Annotated in this window: 20 protein-coding genes and 1 tRNA gene; 9 read left to right on the forward strand and 12 right to left on the reverse strand. The window is 30.8% G+C overall.

What is annotated here, in order from left to right:
- Positions 1 to 11 precede the first annotated feature (11 nt).
- The 12 genes from A8975_RS10525 to A8975_RS10580 form a co-directional block, all read right to left on the reverse strand.
- The gene (locus A8975_RS10525; protein ID WP_134200362.1) at positions 12 to 3,263 is read right to left on the reverse strand and encodes a DNA repair protein Rad50; all 3,252 of its coding nucleotides are present in this window, start codon (positions 3,261 to 3,263) and stop codon (positions 12 to 14) included.
- On the reverse strand, positions 3,260 to 3,910 hold the full coding sequence (locus tag A8975_RS10530; protein WP_134200364.1) for a condensin complex protein MksE: 651 nt from the start codon (positions 3,908 to 3,910) through the stop codon (positions 3,260 to 3,262). The genes A8975_RS10525 and A8975_RS10530 overlap by 4 nt, the downstream gene beginning before the upstream one ends.
- Entirely contained in the window at positions 3,880 to 5,220 is a 1,341-nt protein-coding gene (locus A8975_RS10535) for a hypothetical protein (RefSeq protein WP_243832979.1), read from the reverse strand. Before A8975_RS10535 ends, A8975_RS10530 begins: the two co-directional genes overlap by 31 nt.
- Positions 5,221 to 5,375: 155 nt before the next feature.
- Complete coding sequence (locus A8975_RS10540; RefSeq protein ID WP_134200368.1) at positions 5,376 to 6,038, reverse strand: ATPase; 663 nt, start codon at positions 6,036 to 6,038, stop codon at positions 5,376 to 5,378.
- Positions 6,035 to 6,571 (reverse strand): hypothetical protein, encoded by a 537-nt coding sequence (locus A8975_RS10545; RefSeq protein WP_134200370.1) that lies wholly within the window; start codon positions 6,569 to 6,571, stop codon positions 6,035 to 6,037. The genes A8975_RS10540 and A8975_RS10545 overlap by 4 nt, the downstream gene beginning before the upstream one ends.
- A gap of 5 nt (positions 6,572 to 6,576) precedes the next feature.
- Positions 6,577 to 6,855: a helix-turn-helix domain-containing protein gene (locus tag A8975_RS10550; protein ID WP_134200372.1), complete on the reverse strand. Its 279-nt coding sequence runs from the start codon at positions 6,853 to 6,855 to the stop codon at positions 6,577 to 6,579.
- Between the two features lie 351 nt (positions 6,856 to 7,206).
- Entirely contained in the window at positions 7,207 to 8,061 is an 855-nt protein-coding gene (locus A8975_RS10555; RefSeq protein ID WP_134200374.1) for an RteC domain-containing protein, read from the reverse strand.
- 85 nt (positions 8,062 to 8,146) lie between these two features.
- Positions 8,147 to 10,411 carry an ATP-binding cassette domain-containing protein gene (locus A8975_RS10560; RefSeq protein WP_134200376.1) on the reverse strand — a complete coding sequence of 755 codons (2,265 nt, stop codon included), beginning with the start codon at positions 10,409 to 10,411 and terminating at the stop codon, positions 8,147 to 8,149.
- Between the two features lie 6 nt (positions 10,412 to 10,417).
- Positions 10,418 to 10,981, reverse strand: coding sequence for a TetR/AcrR family transcriptional regulator (locus tag A8975_RS10565; protein ID WP_134200378.1), 564 nt, complete (start codon positions 10,979 to 10,981; stop codon positions 10,418 to 10,420).
- A gap of 2 nt (positions 10,982 to 10,983) precedes the next feature.
- Positions 10,984 to 11,535 (reverse strand): dihydrofolate reductase family protein, encoded by a 552-nt coding sequence (locus A8975_RS10570; protein WP_134200380.1) that lies wholly within the window; start codon positions 11,533 to 11,535, stop codon positions 10,984 to 10,986.
- A 73-nt stretch (positions 11,536 to 11,608) separates the two neighbouring features.
- Positions 11,609 to 12,853: a site-specific integrase gene (locus A8975_RS10575; protein WP_134200382.1), complete on the reverse strand. Its 1,245-nt coding sequence runs from the start codon at positions 12,851 to 12,853 to the stop codon at positions 11,609 to 11,611.
- 232 nt (positions 12,854 to 13,085) lie between these two features.
- A tRNA-Pro gene (locus A8975_RS10580) sits at positions 13,086 to 13,160 on the reverse strand.
- Positions 13,161 to 13,254: 94 nt separating this feature from the next.
- On the opposite strand from A8975_RS10580, the gene A8975_RS10585 reads away from it, so the two are divergent.
- From A8975_RS10585 to A8975_RS10625, 9 genes are read left to right on the forward strand one after another with little or no spacing between them, the layout of a single operon-like run.
- Entirely contained in the window at positions 13,255 to 14,361 is a 1,107-nt protein-coding gene (locus A8975_RS10585) for a PQQ-dependent sugar dehydrogenase (RefSeq protein WP_134200384.1), read from the forward strand.
- Positions 14,358 to 14,774 (forward strand): c-type cytochrome, encoded by a 417-nt coding sequence (locus A8975_RS10590; RefSeq protein ID WP_134200386.1) that lies wholly within the window; start codon positions 14,358 to 14,360, stop codon positions 14,772 to 14,774. The genes A8975_RS10585 and A8975_RS10590 overlap by 4 nt, the downstream gene beginning before the upstream one ends.
- Before the next feature lie 46 nt (positions 14,775 to 14,820).
- Complete coding sequence (gene udk, locus A8975_RS10595) at positions 14,821 to 15,426, forward strand: uridine kinase (RefSeq protein WP_131507661.1); 606 nt, start codon at positions 14,821 to 14,823, stop codon at positions 15,424 to 15,426.
- 6 nt (positions 15,427 to 15,432) lie between these two features.
- Positions 15,433 to 15,762 (forward strand): FtsB family cell division protein, encoded by a 330-nt coding sequence (locus tag A8975_RS10600; RefSeq protein ID WP_129760500.1) that lies wholly within the window; start codon positions 15,433 to 15,435, stop codon positions 15,760 to 15,762.
- Positions 15,752 to 17,125, forward strand: a complete 1,374-nt coding sequence (locus A8975_RS10605; RefSeq protein WP_134200388.1) for a methylmalonyl-CoA mutase subunit beta — start codon at positions 15,752 to 15,754, stop codon at positions 17,123 to 17,125. Before A8975_RS10600 ends, A8975_RS10605 begins: the two co-directional genes overlap by 11 nt.
- Before the next feature lie 10 nt (positions 17,126 to 17,135).
- A complete protein-coding gene (locus A8975_RS10610; protein WP_129760496.1) occupies positions 17,136 to 17,804 on the forward strand; it encodes a hypothetical protein in 669 nt (222 codons plus the stop codon).
- Positions 17,785 to 18,426: a hypothetical protein gene (locus A8975_RS10615; protein WP_134200390.1), complete on the forward strand. Its 642-nt coding sequence runs from the start codon at positions 17,785 to 17,787 to the stop codon at positions 18,424 to 18,426. The genes A8975_RS10610 and A8975_RS10615 overlap by 20 nt, the downstream gene beginning before the upstream one ends.
- The gene (gene scpA / locus A8975_RS10620) at positions 18,426 to 20,582 is read left to right on the forward strand and encodes a methylmalonyl-CoA mutase (RefSeq protein ID WP_134200392.1); all 2,157 of its coding nucleotides are present in this window, start codon (positions 18,426 to 18,428) and stop codon (positions 20,580 to 20,582) included. Before A8975_RS10615 ends, scpA begins: the two co-directional genes overlap by 1 nt.
- A gap of 37 nt (positions 20,583 to 20,619) precedes the next feature.
- Positions 20,620 to 21,777: a hypothetical protein gene (locus A8975_RS10625; protein ID WP_129760490.1), complete on the forward strand. Its 1,158-nt coding sequence runs from the start codon at positions 20,620 to 20,622 to the stop codon at positions 21,775 to 21,777.
- Positions 21,778 to 21,888: the final 111 nt, after the last annotated feature.

Consider the following 21,888-nt stretch of genomic DNA (forward strand, 5'->3'; position numbering starts at 1 on the left):
TATTATACTTTTTAATTAGAACCTATAAAGACAGGTATTGGTGGATAATTAACTTTTTTATCTTCTTCCAAATTATTTTGAAGTAAATATATATTTTGATTTTTCTTATCTACTTTATTAGGCATAATTGAAAGTGACAATAATTGATACTCATTGTTTTTTGCTATTTCATATAGCATATCAAAATTACTACCCAAACCTTCAGCTTCATCGATTGGCATAAAACGAATACCTGATTTTATTTTCTTTGGATTTAATTTATCATTTTCAATTAATGATAATCTCGCTATACATAGTAAAGCTATAGCGGAATATGTTTGGCTAGTACTTCCAGCATTTTTACCTTTATTAGATTCAATGGTAAAACTTAAATCGTAATATGATTTAGGGTTTAATAATTGTTTGTATGTCGGCTTCACGTATTTTGGCCCACCACACCTATGAAAGGCTTCAACCATTTTTTCTTCTAAAGGGGCAAATTTTTCTAAATCTTTGCTAAACGGTTTTAAATCATCTAAAAGATTAGTTCCAACACCTAAAGATGATTCTTGGTTTATTTTATCCACAAAATCCTGCATCCATATTCTTGGATAAGATTTATTTGTTTCGTCTTTTAAATAAGCTTTATGATTGCCAGTTATAAGTTTATCATCATCATTTAAAAAGTTTCTTATTCTTCTTATATAATCCAGTTGACGACTAACTTCTGCATTTACTTCATCAATTATAGTATTTAATCTTTGAAGTTTTCTTCCATTAAGCTCTTGATTTTTTAGATTAATATCTTTTAATCGTTTATCAATTTTTTCAATAACATCTCTATCCAAAGTTTCACCATCTTTGAATATTTCTGGCGGTAATATTTCTTCACACAATCCTATGAAATCACCTAGATTCTCATAACGAGAATAGTTGTTTTCCATATATCTACCAGCAATTGTATTGTACAAAACTATATAGGCATTGTTCTTAAGGTTGTTTTCCTCTTCAAGTTCTTTGATTTTATATTCATCCAATATACCACCTGAATAATCGACTGTACTAATATCATTTTCAAACTCCAGAAAATATTCATCAGAAATATCTTTTAGTTGCTTTTTAAAATCTGATACTTTTCCACCCAATTCAATAAGTGAATCTTTAGGACTAATATGTTTCTCTTGTGATTGTACAAACGCTTGGAATGTTTTATAATAATTTTCAGAATTTGATAGTGCATTTAAAAAAATATTACCATCATTAGTAATTTCTTTTTCATACTTATAATCTTTTTCTAATTCAGCTAAATTTTCTGGATATTCTGCTATTGGAAAGTCTTCTAATTGGCTTTCTATATTAGTTTTTAAAGTCTTTAAGCCACTTCTTTTATTATCAACTTCAGAATGTATCTTCTTTGCTTTAGCATATTTGCTTGATATCTCTGTTGAACTTTCGAATAAGGATGCATATTCATTGAGTTCTTTTAAATCAAGCTTGTAAAATTCATAATCTTCAGTGTCTTCAAATGTGTTTTTAGAGTTCCAAGCTGAAATGTATTCTTTAGGACTGTCAAAGCCATTAAATACCTCTTGCAACGATTTTAGTTTTATCCTCTGTTCTTTAAGTTTTTGAATTTCGTCATTTAAGGTTAGATTTTGGTTTTTAAAAAACGTTTTGATTTCATCTTTTTGAAGTGTATTAAATATTGGATTAGTTACAACAGGAATAAATTCTTTGATACCATTAATATTTAACCAAAAACCGTCTTTTGTTCTTTTATGGATTAAAAGATTCTCAAAAAGCTCTTTAGGTTCAGGAATATATTTAAAGGCAATATTTTCTGGTTTATCTACTATTAGAGTTTCTTGATATTTGGCAAGTACACTTTCTTCGTCAATGGTTAATTGTCTATCTAAATTTAAGGCCCAATACGCTAAAGACTTTACGTTTTCTACATCATTAATAGTGTTTAATTTCTCCTTATTCTCAATATTCTCATTAATTGATTCCTCTTCTTTCTGTAAATTGAAAATTATATTGCTATCCCAAGTTTTACTTTCAAAGTAATACAACAATCCTTTAGGTTTCAACTCACCTTTTAACAAATTGATTTTATCTATTTGATCTTTGGATTTATGGTAGTCCTTGTATCTTTTTATTATCTCATCTTTATCACAGTTGAGTAGCTTTTGCCACTCCATAAACTTTTTAGTTTTGTTTACTTTTTTACTTAATTCTTCTTTTTCTTGATAAGACTTTTGAAAATCTTCTTCTATAGAACCTAAATCTTCTATGAGCTTTTCAACTTTGCCTTTAGCTATTGTTTGTAAAAGGGAAAGGTTAGAATCACTCTTATAAAAGTTGTTAAGAGTATTAATTATTTCAGTGCTTTTGGAAATTAACTGACTGTTTAAATAGTTATAATTAGCTAATAAGTACTCCTTGCTTTTCTCATCTTTTTCATCTTTCTTTTTTAGCAAATCTGCTAAATCTGTATGCTTACTTTTAAGTTTTTCAATTTCATTAGAGTTGTCTTTAAACTCTGCAACATCAGAACTTAAATCACTGACTGCTTCATCAAACTGTTTTTTGAACTTTTTTTCTGCTTCATCACCAAACAAAAAATCTTTGAGTTTTTCGCTTTTGGAAATATCTAATGACTCTCTTGAAAATGCTTGGATGATTTTTGAATAGTTTTTTAAAACCTTTTCATTTTTTGATACATCAACAGGTATTATACTATTTTCACCACTACATAATATTTTATGGTATTTATTTGTAGTAGCCCAAGAAGCGCAAGTATATTGTAAGGTGTTAAAAATATATTCTTTTAATTGGTCAATTGGTAGTGTTTTATCTTTATCAATAAAGTCATTTATACTTATTGGTTTATCAAATGGAATTAATTTAGTTTCTTCAGAAAAATCATCACCATTTTGAATAATAAACATTTGAGATGCTCCAGTGCTTTCTAAATAAATCCCAATTACGATAAATTGATTTTCTTCAACTTCAATGTTTAAGAATGCATAGCCGAAATCTGTTCCTCTACCATCTGTTTTTAGCACCATAGTTTTTGGTAATCTATCATCTGCACTTTGAGTAGGTGAATGAAAAGCTGATGTGCCAACAAAAATTAATTGTAGTAAATCTGAAACTAAACTTTTTCCAGAACCACCTTCACCTACAAAATCTGTTCTAAATGAGTTAAACTCATAATCAAATTTCTGATGATGTATAATGTTAAGCGTTGACAGTCTCTTTATTTTAGGATACTTTATCATTTTAATTCTTTAAGTATTTCATCAATATTCAGTATTTCATTTTCGTAAAACTTTATTAATCTGTCAAAAGCAGGAAGTAGTTCGAATTCATCGTCATTAATTTTTACCCAACCAATTTTTTTAAATTCTGTTAAAGCAGATTTCACTTCCCTATCAATGGCTTCATCATTAAGCTTTCCTGGACTTTTATTCTGTGATTTTGCTATTAATCTATAAAGGCCTGGTTTTATATCCTCGTAATCAATACGAATCTTTTTCTTTAACTCTGAAATAGAATGTAAGTCTACTTCTTTCTGAATATTTATTATTTCATAAATTATGAAACCAATGATTATATGTTCGTTTTTTAAATAATGTCTATGGTCACTAACAATATTCCCTCTACTATTAGGGTCATTAAAATCGAGATAGTAGTATTTGTCTGGAAATTCACCGCCAGATGATAATTCAACTTTAAATAACTGTTTGTAATAGAGTTTTAAACTTTCTTCGTTTTCAACGATATAATTATAAAGTGCAGTTTGTTTGCCTTGTTGCTGAATATGTACACCATCTTTCAGTTTATAATCAATTTTAGCAAACAACTCTACTGTATCACTATTATTTAAAAAACTATCTATTGAAACTTCTGTACTTCCATTTTCCATAGAGTAATGTCTTTGAAATTGTTATTTATTTCTAATTCACCTTTTACTGATAAATTAATTCTCTGTTTATTCCTTACGATTCTTACAACATTAAAGAGAGCTGTTATAGCCACTTGAATATCATTTTCTTCATTCAATATTTGAAAAAATAATTGACTTAATTGTACATTTTGGTTTAACTCAATTTGAGATAGAATAAGATTTTCCCAGTCCGATATTTTCTTTTGCTGCGATATTCTTTTTTCTACCTTTTCTTTGTTCTTCCTTATTAAGTTTTGATTTTGTTTATATACTTGAACTTTTCTAGGTTTAGAGGGGAAAAGCTCAATATCTTTTCTCAAAATTGTAAAACTTGGTGTGTCAATATGGACAATTGGTGCTTTAAGATTGTTAGGGAAAATAATTTCCTTTTTGCTATCTACAATTTGAATAGTACTCTCATCTAAAACATGTCTTAAAAACTTTTGAACTTTTGAATTGAATTTAGGCCTATTTAATGCTGAAAATAATTGCCTTATTCTTGGTTGTATCCTTTCAAGCCTTTTATCTATAGTAGTCAGACGCCTATTAGTGTAACTTATAAAAGAGTTAACATCAGAAATTAAGTCATTGATATGTGAATCATCAATATTTCTTTCTTCTAAAAGTGTTCTTATAATCTTGGTTTGTTCATAGGCAGATCTTAATTCTTTATTTTGCTCTTTTGCATTATCCAAGCTCGATTCAACACCTCTTAAAACATCAATAAACTTTTGTTCAGAAAAATTAGTGTCTTCTTTAAGTTGCTCAATTGAATTAGCAATGTGCTTTTCAAGAAAATCAATCTGCTCTCTTAATTTAGGTTCAAAATTTTTATAATGAAGCTCCAACCAATCTTTTAATTTTTCTGTTTCATCTTCTTTGATATTCTTTAACAAAGAAGTAATATCTGTACATAGAACTTTTATTTTGGTTGGGTTAAACGCTCCTTTTAGTATTGTTTTAGCATGTTCACAAAATTTATAGGCATAATCTTTAAAAACATACTTTTGTGTTTCTTGATTATAGTCTAAAAAATATTCTTGTAGAGAATATATATACCTTCCATAATCTTCTGTTTGTTGTCTTACCTGATGTCCGAAAACTTTGATAAAAGCATTATGTATATCTTTTTCGGTAAACTCTTTATCTATAGAATTGAACTCAATTAGTTGTTCGTATAAGTATATAATTGCTAATCCTATTTCTCGTTGAGGAAACAGTTGATTATATGTCTCTTTTTCCTTTATTTCATTGAAGAAATTAAACTCTATTTTACTATTATTTTGCAATTTTAATTTGATAATTGAATAAACAAAAAAGCCAATGACATATCATTAGCTATAAAAAACTTTGTATAGTTAAGGGGAATTTCGCACCCTAAATATACAAATTATGTAATTGATTTATTACGGTTTACCATATTTTGTTGCAATTTGACTGTTCATTAAATTCTCTTGTCTTTACTTTCCTTATCAAACGCTATCAAATTAAATAGTTGACGCATTCTAGAGCGTACACGATTACCATATCTGATTTCTAATTCTTGTGCATTGAGGTTGGTTGTACAGTGGGTTTTTATTTTACTCTTCAGAAATAAATCATAACGCGATAAGAGGATTTCACCCATTACATTACAGTCTTTACCATAGTGTCTTCCTGATGGTTCTACACCTAAATCATCAAAGCAATAGAACTTATCATTTCCATAATCTTCAATAGTTTTATAGCCTAAATGATTAAAGCTAAATACTGTATTTCTACAAGGAATGATTTTATAAGATTTATGATGTGGTACGATATGACGCAATAATTTCATTAAACTTGTTTTGCCACAACCTACCGGTCCTGTTAATAGAATACCTTTATCAACATCTATATTTTGTTTTTTACAAGCTTCAGAGTCTTGAATGAAATAAATACACAACTTGTAAAGTATAACCTCATCTTCATTATAGATTTTAAAGCTATCACCGAACAATAGTTTTCCTTTAACATTGAGATAATTTAGAATTTTATCAAAATCATATTTTATGAGATTATCTTTTAATTCGCCTAATTGGTACTCAATTCCTTTTTCTGTAATTATATGCGGTGTTTTGGTTATCATAATGGTTCGTTATAATCTTTATCATTACTTACATTAAGGTTGTCCATATTTGGGACAGTGCTACTTTGTTTGCTCTGGTTTTTAAAATCTTCTAAATCTGAATTTTTAATTTTTTTGTTTGAGCTGTTTATATTGTTTATTCCTGTTTTATTATGTTTATATTTAGGTACCAATGCTTGTCCAGTGGTTGTCTCAATTTTGGGACTGTGCTGGTACAGTACTTGTCCAGAGCTTGTCCAATTTTTGGTTAACTTAATTCTACTGCCTCTATATGGATTGTGTGACGGTTCGTATTCTATATAACCGTATTTATGCAACTCTTTTAAGCAACGATGATAGGTAGATTTAGAACCTATTTTAGATTGTTTCATTACCTCATCACGAATTACAAAAAACTCTTCAGGAAACCGTGTGCTATTCCAAACCTGAAATAGCGCCATATACAAACTTATATGTGTTGGATTTAAGCGGTTGTCTTCTAAAAAATGTTGAAATATGGTGTTGAGATGCGTGATATAATTAACTTCTGCCAAGACATCTAAAACTTATTATGAATTCGATTTTCTTCCATTACCTTAACGATTTCCTCATAGTCATAATAGATTACACCGCCTACTTTGGTATATGGTAGTGTTCCATTAATTCTTAAGTTTTGTAATGTACCTGGTGAAATACTCAATAGTTCTCTAACTTCTGGTGACTTAAGCCATTTCTTTTGTTTGAAACCTGTTTGAGTATCAAATAATATTTTGATGTCGTTTAGTAATTCATGTCTAAATTCTTGTAGATCTTCAGTAGTGATAATTGTTGCTGCCATAATTAAAAGTTTAAGGTTAAAATAACTACCACATCAAACTTTCGTTTTCAGTGGTAGCTATTAATATGATTTAGCTCACTAACCTTTATATTTTATTAAATCGGTGTTCGTGAATCTGCGATTTGCTGCGCTAAATCTTGATTTGACTTTCGTTAGGCAAAGATGAAGTACTTTATTGAGGTTTATTCAATAGTTGCACCCAAGGTTGGGTGATTTAATTTGCTAATAATTAATGATTTAAAATGAATTGATTTGAATTTTCAACTACTTATTACTACAGTCAAATACAAGCAATAAAAATTATAAGTAGAACATTTTTAGTATTACCCAAGTTGGGTTCGACTAGGGATTTTATTGATCAGATTCTTCATACCTTTTAATTAAACTTTCTTTAAGCTTATCAATAAATTTGGTGTTGTTAGATTTTCTCGCTCTAATTTCAATAAATGTGTGATAGTAATTACCTAAATCGATATTAAAAATTTGCTCACAAACTGCTGCCATTTCTTTAATATCTGCAGTACCACTATTTATTACTCCACTGCTATGCAATGCGTAAATTAATTCTATTAAATCAGTTTTATTTCCAGTCCAAAATAATTTTGATTGTTTTTGAAATGGATTAATACTTGTTTCCATGTTATTGCTATTAATTAGTTTATCAGTTTCTTTTTTTAGGTGAATTATAAGCATATCATAAGCAATTATTGTAGCTACAGTACTATCGTAACTTGTAGAAAATTGGGGGTCTGTAAAAAAATGAAATGTTTCTGGATGCAACCGAATATCTGCTTTTCCTCTAACGAAATATTGCGCATCTAAATATGTAGCTCCGCGTCTATAATAATGATAGAATTCTAAATTATCATTAAAATAAATTTGAAGTTTATCTATGTGATTATTTAGATATTTAGCTTGGGATTTATTACTACTTCTAGGTCGTTTACTTTCTATATTAAACAACTTAACATAGTAAATTAGCTTACTAAACACCTGCGGTTTTATTTCTTTAAAAAACTTTATTTCATCATCAATAGAATTGAAATTATTCTTTAAAGCAATATCTCTTATTTTTTGAAGAGCACGTTTTGAGATTTTAATACCTTCTTCGGCCTTATATAATATATCCTCATTTTCAGATTCAAGAAAATCTAAAGCAGAATCTAAATCTGAAAGTATGGTATGTACTCTTTTTGGGGTAGGCATTGATATTTTACATAAATCAAAAATTCTTACACTTTACCTCGCAAAGTCTTTACAGCATTCAGAATTTATAATATGTTGAAGTAGGTTATGAGTTAGTTGTATTATAATCTTTTAAGTATTTAGCGGTATAACTGTTTTTATTTTTTTGCAATTGATTTGGTGTTCCTTCAAAAATTAATTCACCTCCATTTTTACCTCCTTCTGGTCCTATATCAATAATCCAATCAGCATTATTCATAATATCTAAACTATGTTCTATGACAATTACTGAATTCCCTTTATTCACTAACTTTTCTAGTAGTTCAATGATTTTAGTAATATCCGATAAGTGTAAGCCAGTTGTAGGTTCATCTAGAATATAAATGTTTCCTTCTTTGTGTAATTCACTTGCTAGTTTTACACGTTGACATTCTCCACCTGAAAGGGTTGATAATGGTTGTCCTAATTGTAGATATCCTAAACCTACTTCTTGTAATACTTTTAGCTTCTTTAGAATTTTACTATCTGTAAAGAAATCTATCGCCTGATTTACGGTCAATTCTAAAACATCTACTATCGTTTTATTATTCAGCTTATATTTTAGAACGTCTTTATCATATCGATTGCCATTACATTTTTCACAATTAGTTTTAATAGAATCCATAAATGCTAAATCCATTAAAATATATCCTAACCCTTTACAGTTTTCACAAGCACCATCTGCATTAAAGCTAAATAAAGAGGCTTTGGTATTAGGATTATGCTCTGCAAATAATTCTCGAATTTGGTCGAATACACCTGTGTATGTTGCTGGATTTGAACGTATAGATTTACCAACTGGCGATTGGTCTATAACAATTGCTTCAGAATATCTACTTAAAAACTCTTTGTGGATTAGTGAACTCTTACCTGAACCAGCAACACCTGTTACACAAACAAATATGTTAGATGGTATTTTAACATCTATATTTTTCAAGTTATTTGCAGTGGCATTTTTGATTTCAAAAAAGTCTTTCCAAGGTCTAAAGTTCTTCTTTACTGTTATCTTTTGTTTTATGTATTTACCAGTTAAAGTATTAGCATTTGATAGTTCTTTATAGCTTCCTTGAAAAACAACCTCACCACCTTTGCTTCCTGCATGTGGTCCCATATCAACAATATGGTCTGCTATTTTAATTAAATCAGGGTCATGCTCAACCATTAATATGGTATTCCCCTGGTTTCGTAATTCTTTTAATAAACTTGCAACTAAAGCTACATCTCTAGGGTGTAAACCAACACTAGGCTCATCTAAAACATATAGCATTTCTGTTAAGCTATTACCCAACTGTTTTGCTAATTGAACACGTTGTGCTTCACCACCAGATAAAGTTCCTGTTGCTCTAGATAAGTTTAAATAACCTACACCTATTTTAATAAGGTTATCAGTTCTTTTTATTAGCTGTTCTAAAATGGTTTCTGCTTCTTCACTTTTAATGCCCTTAAAGAACTCTAATAATTCTGTAAGTTGAAGTTCACCCAATTCATGAATATTCTTCTGATTGATTTTACAGTCTAATGCTTCTTTTTTTAATCGCGCTCCGTTACAATCTGTACAAGTTGTAGTCTTAACAAACTGCGTTATAATTTTTTGTCTTGACTTTGAAAGACTATTAAAATCTTTCTTGAGAAATCCTCTATTGATTTTGGTAACAATTCCATTAAAATTGGCATCAAAACCTTGTTCTCCTTCGCTTAATTTAAACTTGATACCATCAGCATAAAACAGTGTTTCTTTTTCCTTATCAGAATACTCTTTTAAAGGTTTGTCAGCATCAAAAAAACCTGTGTTTATGATTATTTTCCAAGCGAGAGAATTCACTTTAAAATCAGGAAAAAGTATAGCTCCTTGTTTTAAAGATTTGTTCCAGTCTATAATTCCATTGATATCTAAATCATTTATAGTTCCAGCACCTCCACATTTTGGACACATGCCCTCAACAGAATTTGGTGAAAAGTGATTAGACATACCGACTGCAGGAATTCCTATCCTAGAATATAACAACCTTAAAAAAGCTGAAATTTCAGAAAGTGTACCAACATTAGAGCGCGAATTACCTACAATTCTTTTTTGCTCTAAAAGTATTACAGGCGATAGATTTACTATTGAATCGTAATCGGCTTGGTCGTATTTAGGTAAACGACTTCTGGCAAATGTGCTGAACGTGTCGTACAACTGCCTTTGTGCTTCAGCTGTTATGGTTTCAAAAACTAATGATGACTTACCTGAACCAGACAATCCTGTAAAAACAACCACTTGATTTCTTGGTATCTCAACATCTATATTCTTTAAATTGTTTTGTCGTGCGCCTTTTATTTGTATGTGTTTCATAAAATTTTATACTCTTTGAAGTAGCCAGTTTAATCCTTTGTAAAAATCTTTGATAGTTAATACTCCCAAATCTGTTTTTTCATTTTGAGAAGCTGCAGCTAATACAAAACCATGAGTATAATCAACAATTATGTCAGCAAATAGAATTCCTTCTTTTTCATCATTTACTAATGAAATAGCGTGTTTCCTAATCTCATCGGTTAAGCGAAATAACTCCTGGTTAATTAATGAGTGATCTGTCAATAATAATCTTGATACATTAGGATGTTTAAATACACATTTACAATAGTTTCCTAACAATTGCTCAATCGCTTCTTTAGAATCTTCAGTTGCTGAAATACTATTCACATCTTTATAGACAATATCAACAAGGCTCTTTATTATATCATGACGAGTACCAACATGATGTTTTAAAGCCATTGCAGTAACACCAAATACTTTAGCTAATTTTCTAAATGAAAGTTCTTTTTCACCTTGTTCATCAAGAATTTTAAGCGCTTCTTTTAGAATTTCATCTTTAGATAAAATCAACTTATCATTTGTTGGTCTTCCTATAGTATTGCTTGACATACTTAACTATTTACTATGCGATAATGATTTTGTATGAACCCAAATTTCATTGGTTTTGATGTGATTAATTCTAAATCAATATCCTTTTCTAGCTCTCCGAATAATCTTTTACCTTTACCAATAAGAATTGGTATTTGAGTAAGCGTAATTTCACTTACTAAACCTTTACTTATAAATGACTGAACTAACTTACCACCATCAACATATATTTTCTTTAAATCATTTTCATAAAGAAACTTCATAAGTTCATTAGGATCTAGATTCTTGATAGTAACTTTATTCTGCAGTTCTCCAGGAACGTCATCTTGCGTTAATGTTCTACTCATTACATAGGTATGCATTTTATATGGCCATTGGTCAAAACCAATTACAGTTTTATAAGTGCCACTTCCCATAACAAGCGCATCTATATTCTCTGTAAACTCTTCGAAACTATTGTCATTTTCATCAACTCCATACTTCATTAACCAGTCTAATGAGTTATCCTCTCGTGCTACAAAACCATCTAAACTTGCAGCCATAAAGACATATCCTTGTGAATAACTTTCTTTCATATTTATAAAATTAAAAAGTGTAAATATACAGTGTATAATTTAATTTATATAGATTTGATTAGTTTTAATAAACTTAAATTGCTTTCGAGCTTGTAGATTTACCAATCTTATGCTTTAGAGCAATCATATCTTCACTAACTTTTCGTTCAATTACTCGTGCATAAATTTGAGTGGTTCTAATTTTTGTGTGGCCGAGTAATTTAGATACTGTTTCAATTGGAACACCGTTACTTAAGGTAATTGTAGTAGCAAACGTATGGCGTGCCATATGAAAAGTTAGATTCTTTTTTATGCCACATAAATCTGCAATCTCCTTTAAGTATGAATTTAGTTTTTGATTGGAAATATTAGGAAACAAAGTCTTTGTCTTTCTAGTTTTAATATGCCACCTATATTTATTCATTAAAGTTTCTGCAATTGGTAGAATTGGAATCTTTAAGCTGTTTTTAGTTTTTTGGCGTTTGGTAATTATCCATCTGTTACCATCAATACCTATACTTATATGTTCTTCAGTGAGGTTCATAACATCTATATATGATAAACCCGTATAACAGCTAAATAAGAATAAGTCTTTGACTATAGTTAAGCGCTCTATTTCAAATTCCTTTTCAATAATGGCTTGCAATTCTTCTTCACTTAAAAACTCTCGTTCATTCTTTATATATGTTGGTTTGAATTTTATAAAAGGATCTTTATCTATCCATTCCATTTTATAAGCTAGAGTAACCATCTTACGAAGTCGTTGAATATGCTTCATCACAGTATTGTTTTCCATTGGTTTTTGATGGTCCTCTGGAACATAAGAGCGTAAATACTTTTCAAAATCAACTAAAAAGCGATAAGTCAACTGTGATAAATAAATATCTTGATTTTTATACTTCTTGTTTAAAAACTCTTTGATGTAACGTTGTGTAGTGAAGTAGTTTTTCAATGTACCATAACTTAATGATTCACTCATTTGAGTATTATGATAATCAACTAATGTTAGTAGTGAATATTCTTCGTTATCTTCCCCAAGAAAACGTGCCTTAATAGATTGGGCGCAAATAAAAGCTTTTTCTTTTACTAGTTCATCATAAGCTTCGTAAACTCGATTTTTAACCAGGTCGATATATCTATTAAGTAATCGATTCTCTTGTTTATTACCTTTTGCTTTTCCTTTTTGAGAATCCCAATCGGATATTTTTACTTTTCGTTTTAAACTGATGTTTGCACGTTTGCTATTAACAGTTATTCTTGCGTATACAGGTGAGTAATTATTAATTGCTCTAGTTGCGTTTATCCAAAATGATAAACTGAAGGTGGTTTGTGATTGCATAGTTGCCGTCTTTTAGTTAAACATTTACTCAAGACGAAAGTCAAATCAACTATTTCAATTACATTGTTTTTATCACTTTTCTGGTTCACAGTCTGGGCAGGATTCGAACGTTAACCGATTTGTGAACCGAATTAAATCATATAATATCAATTCTTATGATAGTCTAAAAACCACAAAACCTTGTAAATCATACGATTTACAAGGTTTTAGTTTCTAATGGTATTCATTTTAGTCGGGGTGGCAGGATTCGAACCTGCGACCTCCGCGTCCCAAACGCGGCGCGATAACCGGGCTACGCTACACCCCGAATCTTGGTTATCATTTTTAGGACTGCAAATATATACCTTTTTTTAAAAACTGACACATTTTATCATTAAATTTAAGCTCAAAATCATTTTTATATGAAATTTAAAAAACAGTACATGCTTTTTATAGCATTGCTAGGTGTTTTTGCTTGCGCTCAAGATAAAAATCCCGTAAACACAAACCACGATTACGAACTAGTTGTAAAAGAACTTAATATACCTTGGGGATTTGCATTTTTACCTGATAAATCAATGTTAATTACTGAAAAAAGTGGTGAACTCATTCATTTTAAAAATGGTCAAAAAACTACTATCTCTGGTTTACCGGAAATATATGTAAGAGGTCAAGGAGGTTTATTGGACATTTGTTTACATCCTGAGTATAAAGATAACGGTTGGATTTATTTCACTTATGCATCTCCTGAAGGAGAAGAAAAAGGAGGCAATACAGCCTTAATGAGAGCAAAACTAAAAAACAATACTTTAGTTGATAAACAACTATTGTACAAAGCTAGTCCTAATACAACAAGAGGTCAACATTTTGGTTCAAGAATAGTTTTTGACAACCAAGGGTATTTATATTTTACTATTGGCGAACGTGGAGATAGAGATACAAATCCACAAGACATAACAAAAGATTGCGGTAAAGTTTATAGGTTAAATAGTGATGGGTCAATCCCAATAGATAATCCGTTTGTAAACACACCTAACGCAAAACCTGCAATTTTTTCCTATGGTCATAGAAATCCGCAAGGTATGGTTTTACACTATGAAACTGGTGAAATATGGACTCATGAGCATGGTCCTAGAGGAGGAGACGAAATCAATATTATAAAATCTGGAAAAAATTACGGATGGCCAGTTATAAGTTATGGCATCAATTATAGTGGAACAAAATTTACTGACATTACCGAAAAAGAAGGCATGGAACAACCCTTTCATTATTGGGATCCTTCAATTGCTCCTAGCGGAATGGCTTTTATAACTAGCGATAAATATCCTGGTTGGAAAGGAGACCTTCTAGTTGGTTCATTAAAATTCCAATATCTTGATAAATGTGTCATCAAAGATGGTAAAGTAATTAAAGAAGAACGTCTTTTAGACAACTTAGGTCGTGTGCGTTCAATAAATCAAGGACCAGACGGTTACATTTATGTAGGCATTGAAAACTTAGGAATTGTAAAACTGTTACCAAAAAAATGATAAAAACCAAACCACTATTATTTATTATAGCTTTAGCTACATTAACGTTGTGCAATAGCAAGAAAGAAGATAAAAGCCCAGAAATACAAGAAAGTATACAACGTGGTTCCGAAGTGTACAACGACTTTTGTATGGCTTGCCATTTACCAAACGGACAAGGTGTACCACGCACATTTCCGCCTTTGGCGAAATCGGATTATTTAATGAACAAAAGAGCTGAAAGTATAAAAGCTATTAAGTACGGACAAAAAGGAAAAATAACAGTTAATGGTGTTGAATATGATAATGTAATGACACCTTTAGGACTAAGCGACCAAGAAGTTGCCGATGTAATGAATTACATTACAAACTCTTGGGGAAACACCAATAATAAAATGATTACCGAAGATGAAGTTTCAAAAATTCAGCCTTAATTTTTCTTGTAAATACTTAAATTTGCCTAAATTCTAAACAAAAAATATGCTCATTATAGGAATCGCAGGAGGAACAGGTTGTGGTAAAACAACTGTGGTTAATCAAATATTAGCTCAACTTCCCGAAGGTGAAGTTGGGGTCATCTCTCAAGACTCATATTACAAAGACACGTCTCATTTGAGTTATGACGAACGAGTAAAAATCAATTTTGACCATCCTCGTTCTATCGATTTTGAACTTTTGGAAGAACACCTTAAAGAGTTAAAAAAAGGAAATACAATAGATCAACCTGTATACTCTTTTGTAAAACATAACAGAACAGGTGATGTTGTAAAAACCAAACCAAGAAAAGTGATGATTGTTGAGGGTATTCTTATCCTTACCAATCCTGAATTGAGAGACATGTTTGATATAAAAATATTTGTGCATGCTGATAGTGATGAACGTCTTATACGTCGTTTAAAACGAGATATTTCTGAAAGAGGAAGAGACATTGACGAAGTATTATCGCGTTACCAAAACACATTAAAACCTATGCATCAGCAATTTATAGAACCTATGAAAGAGTATGCTGACATTATCATACCAAACAATAAGTACAATACTGTAGCAGTTGATATAGTTAAAACTATTATTAATCAACGCTTGTAGCTTACAATGCCAAAAAAGAAAAACATAAAATATTTAAAACCTTTCAAAAATCTTTTTGTAATCATACTTGTGCCTTTTGCAATATGGATGCTGTTTTTTGACACTAACTCCTTTTTAATTCATCATGAATTAAATTCAGAAATGGAGGATTTAGAAAACGAAAAAGAATATTATAAAAAGGAAATTGAAAAAGACAATAAAGCTATTAAAGAGCTAAAAACCGAAGAAGGTATTGAAAAACTAGCTCGAGAAAAATACTATATGAAAAAGGAAAATGAAGAGATTTATATCATTGAGTATGAAGATAGCTTAGCAAAACAGAGTAATGAAAAATAATCCGTTATTTTCCACCTTTGATGGTGTCTCATCAAAGCAATGGAAGCAAAAAATTCAAGCTGACCTTAAAGGTGCTGATTATAATGATACACTAATATGGAAATCAAACGAAGGCATTGATGTAAGACCATTTTATCATGCTGATGAGTTTGATGCACTTCCTGAAATTTCAGATGCTGAAGCAACACAATGGCACATTTGCCAAACTATTTTTGTTGCTGACACTAAGAAATCCAACGAAAAAGCTATTGATGCACTTTCTAGAGGAGCCGAAAGCATCAAGTTTATTATTCCTAACACTAAAATAAACTTAGAAGAACTCCTCAAATCAATTGACACCAACACTACGCTACTCTATTTTGAATTACAGTTTTTAGATACTGAATACGTTACTGAAATCCTCAGCAAAACTTCAAAAGACAAGGTTTATATCCTAACAGATATTATTGGTCAATTAGCAAGAACTGGCAATTGGTTTAAAGACTTAAAAACCGATCATTCTATTTTTGAAAGTATTGTAAAAAGTACCAATTCTTTAAGTGTTGATGTTGCTTTATATCAAAATTCTGGAGCAACTATTGTGCAACAATTAGCATATGCGCTAGCACATGTTAATGAATATTTCAATCATCTTGATGCACTACTTTCAACTGAAGCAAAAAAAGAATTCAACATTGTTTTTAATGTTTCAGTAGGCACAAATTATTTCTTTGAGATTGCCAAACTTCGTGCTTTAAGGTTATTGTTTTCAACACTTGCCGAAGCTTTCAATTTTAATCCACAGTGTCACATTTTTGCTACACCTACAAAGCGCAATAAAACGCTTTATGATTACAACACCAATATGCTACGTACTACAACAGAGTGTATGAGTGCAATTCTTGGTGGCGCAAATTCGGTATGCAATTTACCTTATGATGCTATTTATCATAAAGACAACGAATTTGGAGAGCGAATCTCGAGAAATCAGTTATTAGTTTTAAAGCACGAAAGTTACTTTGACAAAGTCAATAATCCTGCCGATGGTAATTATTATGTAGAAACGTTAACTGAGCAAATTTCAGAAAAAGCCTTAGCATTATTTAAAGATATAGAAAGTAATGGTGGGTTTTTAAACCAACTTAAAGAAGGTACTATTCAACGTAAAATAAAAGAAAGTGCTACTAAAGAACAAGAAGATTTTAATGCTAACAAACTCATTTTATTAGGAACAAACAAGCATCCAAACCCAAACGATAAAATGAAGCACGAGCTTGAGCTATATCCTTTTGTAAAACACAATCCTGTAAAAACACTTATTGCCCCAATAATTGAAAACAGATTAGCTGAGTCAATGGAACAAGAACGAATTAATAATGAATAAACACAACATCATGAAGTTTAAATTAATTATTACATGCCTTATTGCAAGTTTAGTATTGTGGAACTGTAAGCAAGAACCAAAAACACCTGAAGTAGATTACAAATATGCTAACAACAACGAATTAAAAGACTGCAAAAGCAAAGACTCTCTTCTACTTAACGAAGCATTAATGTCTTTTGAAAAAGATTTAATAAACGCTTACGATCCAAAAACCCAAAGTCCAAACAGGTCTTATGTTAGGTTTTTAAGCGATGTAAGAGTTAATAAAGTTAATTATATAGCTATCACATCAAAACACACAAAAGAACTGTTTGAAGCTTTAAAATCTAAATCCGATTTATGGAATACTAAAGAGGGTGATTATACTTTAAACTACGCTAACCCTTTAGTCGCTTGTATTGCTTCTAATATGCAAGAAGGTGATTTAAAAATTACTTTCAATGCTTTAGTTGACACTAATAGTATGAGCTACAGAATGTATAGCGAAGAATTAAGACGAAACACCATAAGCATAACAAAAGACAAGTATTTAGCTCTTTTTGTAGCATTAGATTTATACTATGCTAAACTATTTGGTGTAGACTTTAACAAACAACCAGAAGCAAACATAGATTTCAATAAGAAACCTGTAAAAAAAGAAATTGAATCAAAAGATTCGCATGAAGGTCACAACCATTAAAATAACAGTATTATTACTTGTTGTAGTAACATTTCAATCGTGTCTTAATGTTGCCAATGACGTCAAAAGCTGGATAGAATTAAATGCTGAAGACGAAATTTTTGGTAAATACCACATGCTTGAAGACGATGGCATAAAAATATATCTACCTGATGTTTTTAAACGTTACTCATCAGTAGAGTATCAACAATTACTAGATTCTTTAGCCACAAAAAAAGACTATGAGTACGAGTCTAAAAGGCTAAAGTCCATGAGAGAACTGGAAGGTAATTTGTATTTATATTTTGATGAAACCACGCGTTCTACCTATAGTATAAATACAATGCCTTATATGCCACTTTACAAGAGAGACGCTCAATATTTATTAGGAATGATACGTCTTGGCAATGAAAGAGTAGCTGAAAACACCGATTTAAAATTCACTAAAATCACAGCCAAGTATAATGCTAGTAATGGTCCGCAAATTTTCAAAGTTGTACACAGAATTGATAATGAAGCTACACAAACCTCAACCTTTAGTACAACTTATATTATTTCGTCTAATCACAAAACGGTCTTCATTAATCTAACCACACCTTTTGACGTCTATTTTGACCCATTTCTTCAAAAAATGATTTTATAATGTCTAGAAAAAATATTCAACATATTACCTTAAAGAATCAAAAGCCAAGAACCAAGAACCAAGATTCTCTTCCTTTGGGAGAGATTTCCGAAGGACAGAGAGGGCTTTTTACGACTGCGGAAAATATAAATGTTCAGTCAACATACTCTAAAGATGACCTTAAAAATGTTGAACATCTAAATTTTGTGGCTGGAATAGCTCCAAACCTTCGTGGTCCATACAGCACAATGTATGTTCGAAGACCATGGACTATTCGTCAATATGCAGGATTTTCAACAGCAGAAGAAAGTAACGCTTTTTACAGACGTAATCTTGCTGCAGGTCAAAAAGGATTGTCTGTAGCCTTCGATTTGGCTACACATCGTGGATATGATAGTGACCACGAACGTGTTGTTGGAGATGTTGGAAAAGCAGGAGTTGCTATTGATAGTGTTGAGGACATGAAAATTCTCTTTGATCAAATTCCGCTAGACAAGATGAGTGTATCTATGACCATGAATGGTGCTGTACTACCAATTATGGCATTTTATATTGTTGCTGCCGAAGAACAAGGTGTAAAACCTGAACAGTTAGCTGGTACTATTCAAAATGACATTTTAAAGGAGTTTATGGTAAGAAACACTTACATCTATCCTCCTACACCATCCATGAAAATCATTTCAGATATTTTTGAATATACCAGCAAAAACATGCCTAAGTTCAATAGTATCAGTATTTCTGGATACCACATGCAAGAAGCTGGAGCTACTTGTGATATTGAATTGGCTTACACTTTAGCTGATGGATTAGAATACATTAGAAAAGGGCTTGATGCAGGAATGGATATTGACACCTTTGCTCCACGATTGTCGTTCTTTTGGGCCATTGGGATGAATCATTTTATGGAAATTGCCAAAATGCGTGCTGCAAGAATGCTTTGGGCTAAATTGGTAAAACAATTCAATCCTAAAAATTCAAAATCTTTAGCATTACGAACCCATTGTCAAACCAGTGGCTGGAGTTTAACAGAGCAAGATCCATTTAATAATGTAGCACGAACAACTATTGAAGCTGCTGCTGCTGCTTTTGGTGGCACACAAAGTTTACATACCAATGCATTGGATGAAGCTATTGCATTACCAACAGATTTTTCGGCTAGAATTGCACGTAACACACAAATATTTTTACAAGAAGAAACCCATATTACGAAAACTGTTGATCCTTGGGCAGGAAGCTATTATGTTGAAAAATTAACACATGACATTGCTCAAAAGGCATGGGAACTGATTGAAGAAGTTGAAGCATTAGGCGGAATGACAAAAGCTATTGAAGCTGGTATTCCTAAAATTAGAATTGAAGAAGCTGCTGCACGAAAGCAAGCTCGAATTGATTCTGGTCAAGACATTATAGTTGGTGTAAACAAATATAGATTACAAGAAGAAGATCCAATCGCTACACTTGAAGTTGACAACCAAATTGTACGCAACTCCCAAATAGAACGCTTAAAAGCCATTAAAGCAGAAAGAAATACCGGAAAAGTACAAGCAGCATTATCAAAATTAACTGAAGTTGCTAAAACAGGACAAGAAAATTTATTAGCTTTAGCTGTAGAAGCAGCTCGAGAACGAGCAACTTTAGGAGAAATAAGTGATGCTTTAGAAGCTGCTTTTGGTCGCTATAAAGCGCAAATTAAATCATTTAGTGGTGTGTATAGTAAAGAAATAAAAGACGACGAATCCTTTAAAAAAGCTAAAGAATTAGCTGATAAATTTGCTGAACAAGATGGACGACGTCCTCGTATTATGATAGCAAAAATGGGACAAGATGGTCATGATCGTGGTGCAAAAGTTGTTGCTACAGGTTATGCCGATGTTGGTTTTGATGTAGATATTGGTCCACTGTTTCAAACACCACAAGAAGCCGCTAAACAAGCTGTAGAAAATGATGTACATATTTTAGGTGTATCTAGTTTAGCTGCTGGACATAAAACTTTAGTGCCACAAGTTATTGAAGCACTTAAAAGTTATGGTCGTGATGATATTATGGTAATTGTTGGAGGTGTGATACCAAAACAAGACTATCAATATTTATTTGATGCAGGAGCTGTGGCTGTTTTTGGACCTGGAACAAAAATTAGTGATGCTGCTATAAAGATTTTGGAGATTTTGATTGATTAATACTTATATTTGATTTCTAACTTATATTAATCAACTAATGAAAAACACTTTTTTATTTGCATTCCTATTATTTACGTTAATTAGTAATGCTCAAAATGAATTTAAAGATGGTAGTTATACCTCAAAAAATCAAGAAGAATTTAGCGGTTTAATCAAAATAATCTCTGAAAGAGAAATTATTTTTAAACACAGTATTGATAGCAATGAAAAAATATTAAATGCTCAAGCTATACAAACTTTTAGTTTTAAAAAACCCTATAAAAAATATATAAGCCTTTCCGAAAACAATCAACCTGCTAAATTTTTTGAATATGTTATAGAAAGTGATGTTTCCCTTTTAATCCTAGATGACACCTATTATCTCAAAAACGAAACAGAGGGATTGAACAAGCTCGAAGTAAAGAAAATTGAAACATCGACAGATCAAGGTAAATACGAAAGCACTATTAACACTTACATAGGTGTACTGAATAATTATAGTAAGAACTGTAAAGAACTTCAATCCAAAGTTAATGCTGTAAAATATAACCGTAAAAGTTTATCTAAATTTGTTAGCGAACTAAATGCCTGTACAAATAACGATATTAATGACTTTTCTATAGATGAAGAAGTAGTGAATCTCTTTGAAGCTGGAGTTACAGTTGGAGGAAATTATGCTAATTTTGAAGACACAACTACAGGAGGTTATAAAACTGAAAGTCCTAGTATGGGCTTAGGTATTGGAGGATTTGTTAGTTTTTCACCTAACATAAATAAATACAACTTATCCTTTCTTTTTGGAATTGAATACAACCAAAAGAAAGTTGATTATAGCTACAGAGAACCTAACTTTGTAAGTGATAGAAATATTGTACATGATGCAAGTGTAATTGAGCCTTATTTATTAGCTCTTTATCAACCTTTTTATAACAAAAAAGGGCTTTTTAGTCCCTATATTGGTTTAGGTACATCTTATGGTTTTACCCTATCTCATGAAATTCAAGAAAGAGATAATCTTTCTGAGGTAATTTATGAAAGAGATGTTAATCAAACTTTTTCACTTCTCTACAAATTTGGAACATTTATAAACGTAAGCAAAAATAAGTTCATGTTTGAACTAGCTTTCTCTGATTACAGCTACCAAGTTCCAGGTGAAGCAGAGGATTATGGAACAAACTTTCAACTTAAAATAGGTTATGTATTTAATTTAAAATAATTAAATAAACTCAATACTTAAAGCCACTTTAAAAAATTAAAGTGGTTTTTTTATTTATAAAACTGTTAACAACTTCCATTTTATAAACTCGTAAATAATTGTATTTTTACG

The organism is Meridianimaribacter flavus, assembly GCF_004366715.1.
GTDB lineage: Bacteria > Bacteroidota > Bacteroidia > Flavobacteriales > Flavobacteriaceae > Gaetbulibacter_B > Gaetbulibacter_B jejuensis.

Coding starts and splice junctions, on each gene's coding strand:
- A8975_RS10525 (WP_134200362.1), bottom strand. CDS start 3,263: ATGATAAAGTATCCTAAAATAAAGAGACTGTCAACGCTTAACATTATA.
- A8975_RS10530 (WP_134200364.1), bottom strand. CDS start 3,910: ATGGAAAATGGAAGTACAGAAGTTTCAATAGATAGTTTTTTAAATAAT.
- A8975_RS10540 (WP_134200368.1), bottom strand. CDS start 6,038: ATGATAACCAAAACACCGCATATAATTACAGAAAAAGGAATTGAGTAC.
- A8975_RS10550 (WP_134200372.1), bottom strand. CDS start 6,855: ATGGCAGCAACAATTATCACTACTGAAGATCTACAAGAATTTAGACAT.
- A8975_RS10555 (WP_134200374.1), bottom strand. CDS start 8,061: ATGCCTACCCCAAAAAGAGTACATACCATACTTTCAGATTTAGATTCT.
- A8975_RS10560 (WP_134200376.1), bottom strand. CDS start 10,411: ATGAAACACATACAAATAAAAGGCGCACGACAAAACAATTTAAAGAAT.
- A8975_RS10565 (WP_134200378.1), bottom strand. CDS start 10,981: ATGTCAAGCAATACTATAGGAAGACCAACAAATGATAAGTTGATTTTA.
- A8975_RS10570 (WP_134200380.1), bottom strand. CDS start 11,535: ATGAAAGAAAGTTATTCACAAGGATATGTCTTTATGGCTGCAAGTTTA.
- A8975_RS10575 (WP_134200382.1), bottom strand. CDS start 12,853: ATGCAATCACAAACCACCTTCAGTTTATCATTTTGGATAAACGCAACT.
- A8975_RS10585 (WP_134200384.1), top strand. CDS start 13,255: ATGAAATTTAAAAAACAGTACATGCTTTTTATAGCATTGCTAGGTGTT.
- A8975_RS10590 (WP_134200386.1), top strand. CDS start 14,358: ATGATAAAAACCAAACCACTATTATTTATTATAGCTTTAGCTACATTA.
- udk (WP_131507661.1), top strand. CDS start 14,821: ATGCTCATTATAGGAATCGCAGGAGGAACAGGTTGTGGTAAAACAACT.
- A8975_RS10600 (WP_129760500.1), top strand. CDS start 15,433: ATGCCAAAAAAGAAAAACATAAAATATTTAAAACCTTTCAAAAATCTT.
- A8975_RS10605 (WP_134200388.1), top strand. CDS start 15,752: ATGAAAAATAATCCGTTATTTTCCACCTTTGATGGTGTCTCATCAAAG.
- A8975_RS10610 (WP_129760496.1), top strand. CDS start 17,136: ATGAAGTTTAAATTAATTATTACATGCCTTATTGCAAGTTTAGTATTG.
- A8975_RS10615 (WP_134200390.1), top strand. CDS start 17,785: ATGAAGGTCACAACCATTAAAATAACAGTATTATTACTTGTTGTAGTA.
- scpA (WP_134200392.1), top strand. CDS start 18,426: ATGTCTAGAAAAAATATTCAACATATTACCTTAAAGAATCAAAAGCCA.
- A8975_RS10625 (WP_129760490.1), top strand. CDS start 20,620: ATGAAAAACACTTTTTTATTTGCATTCCTATTATTTACGTTAATTAGT.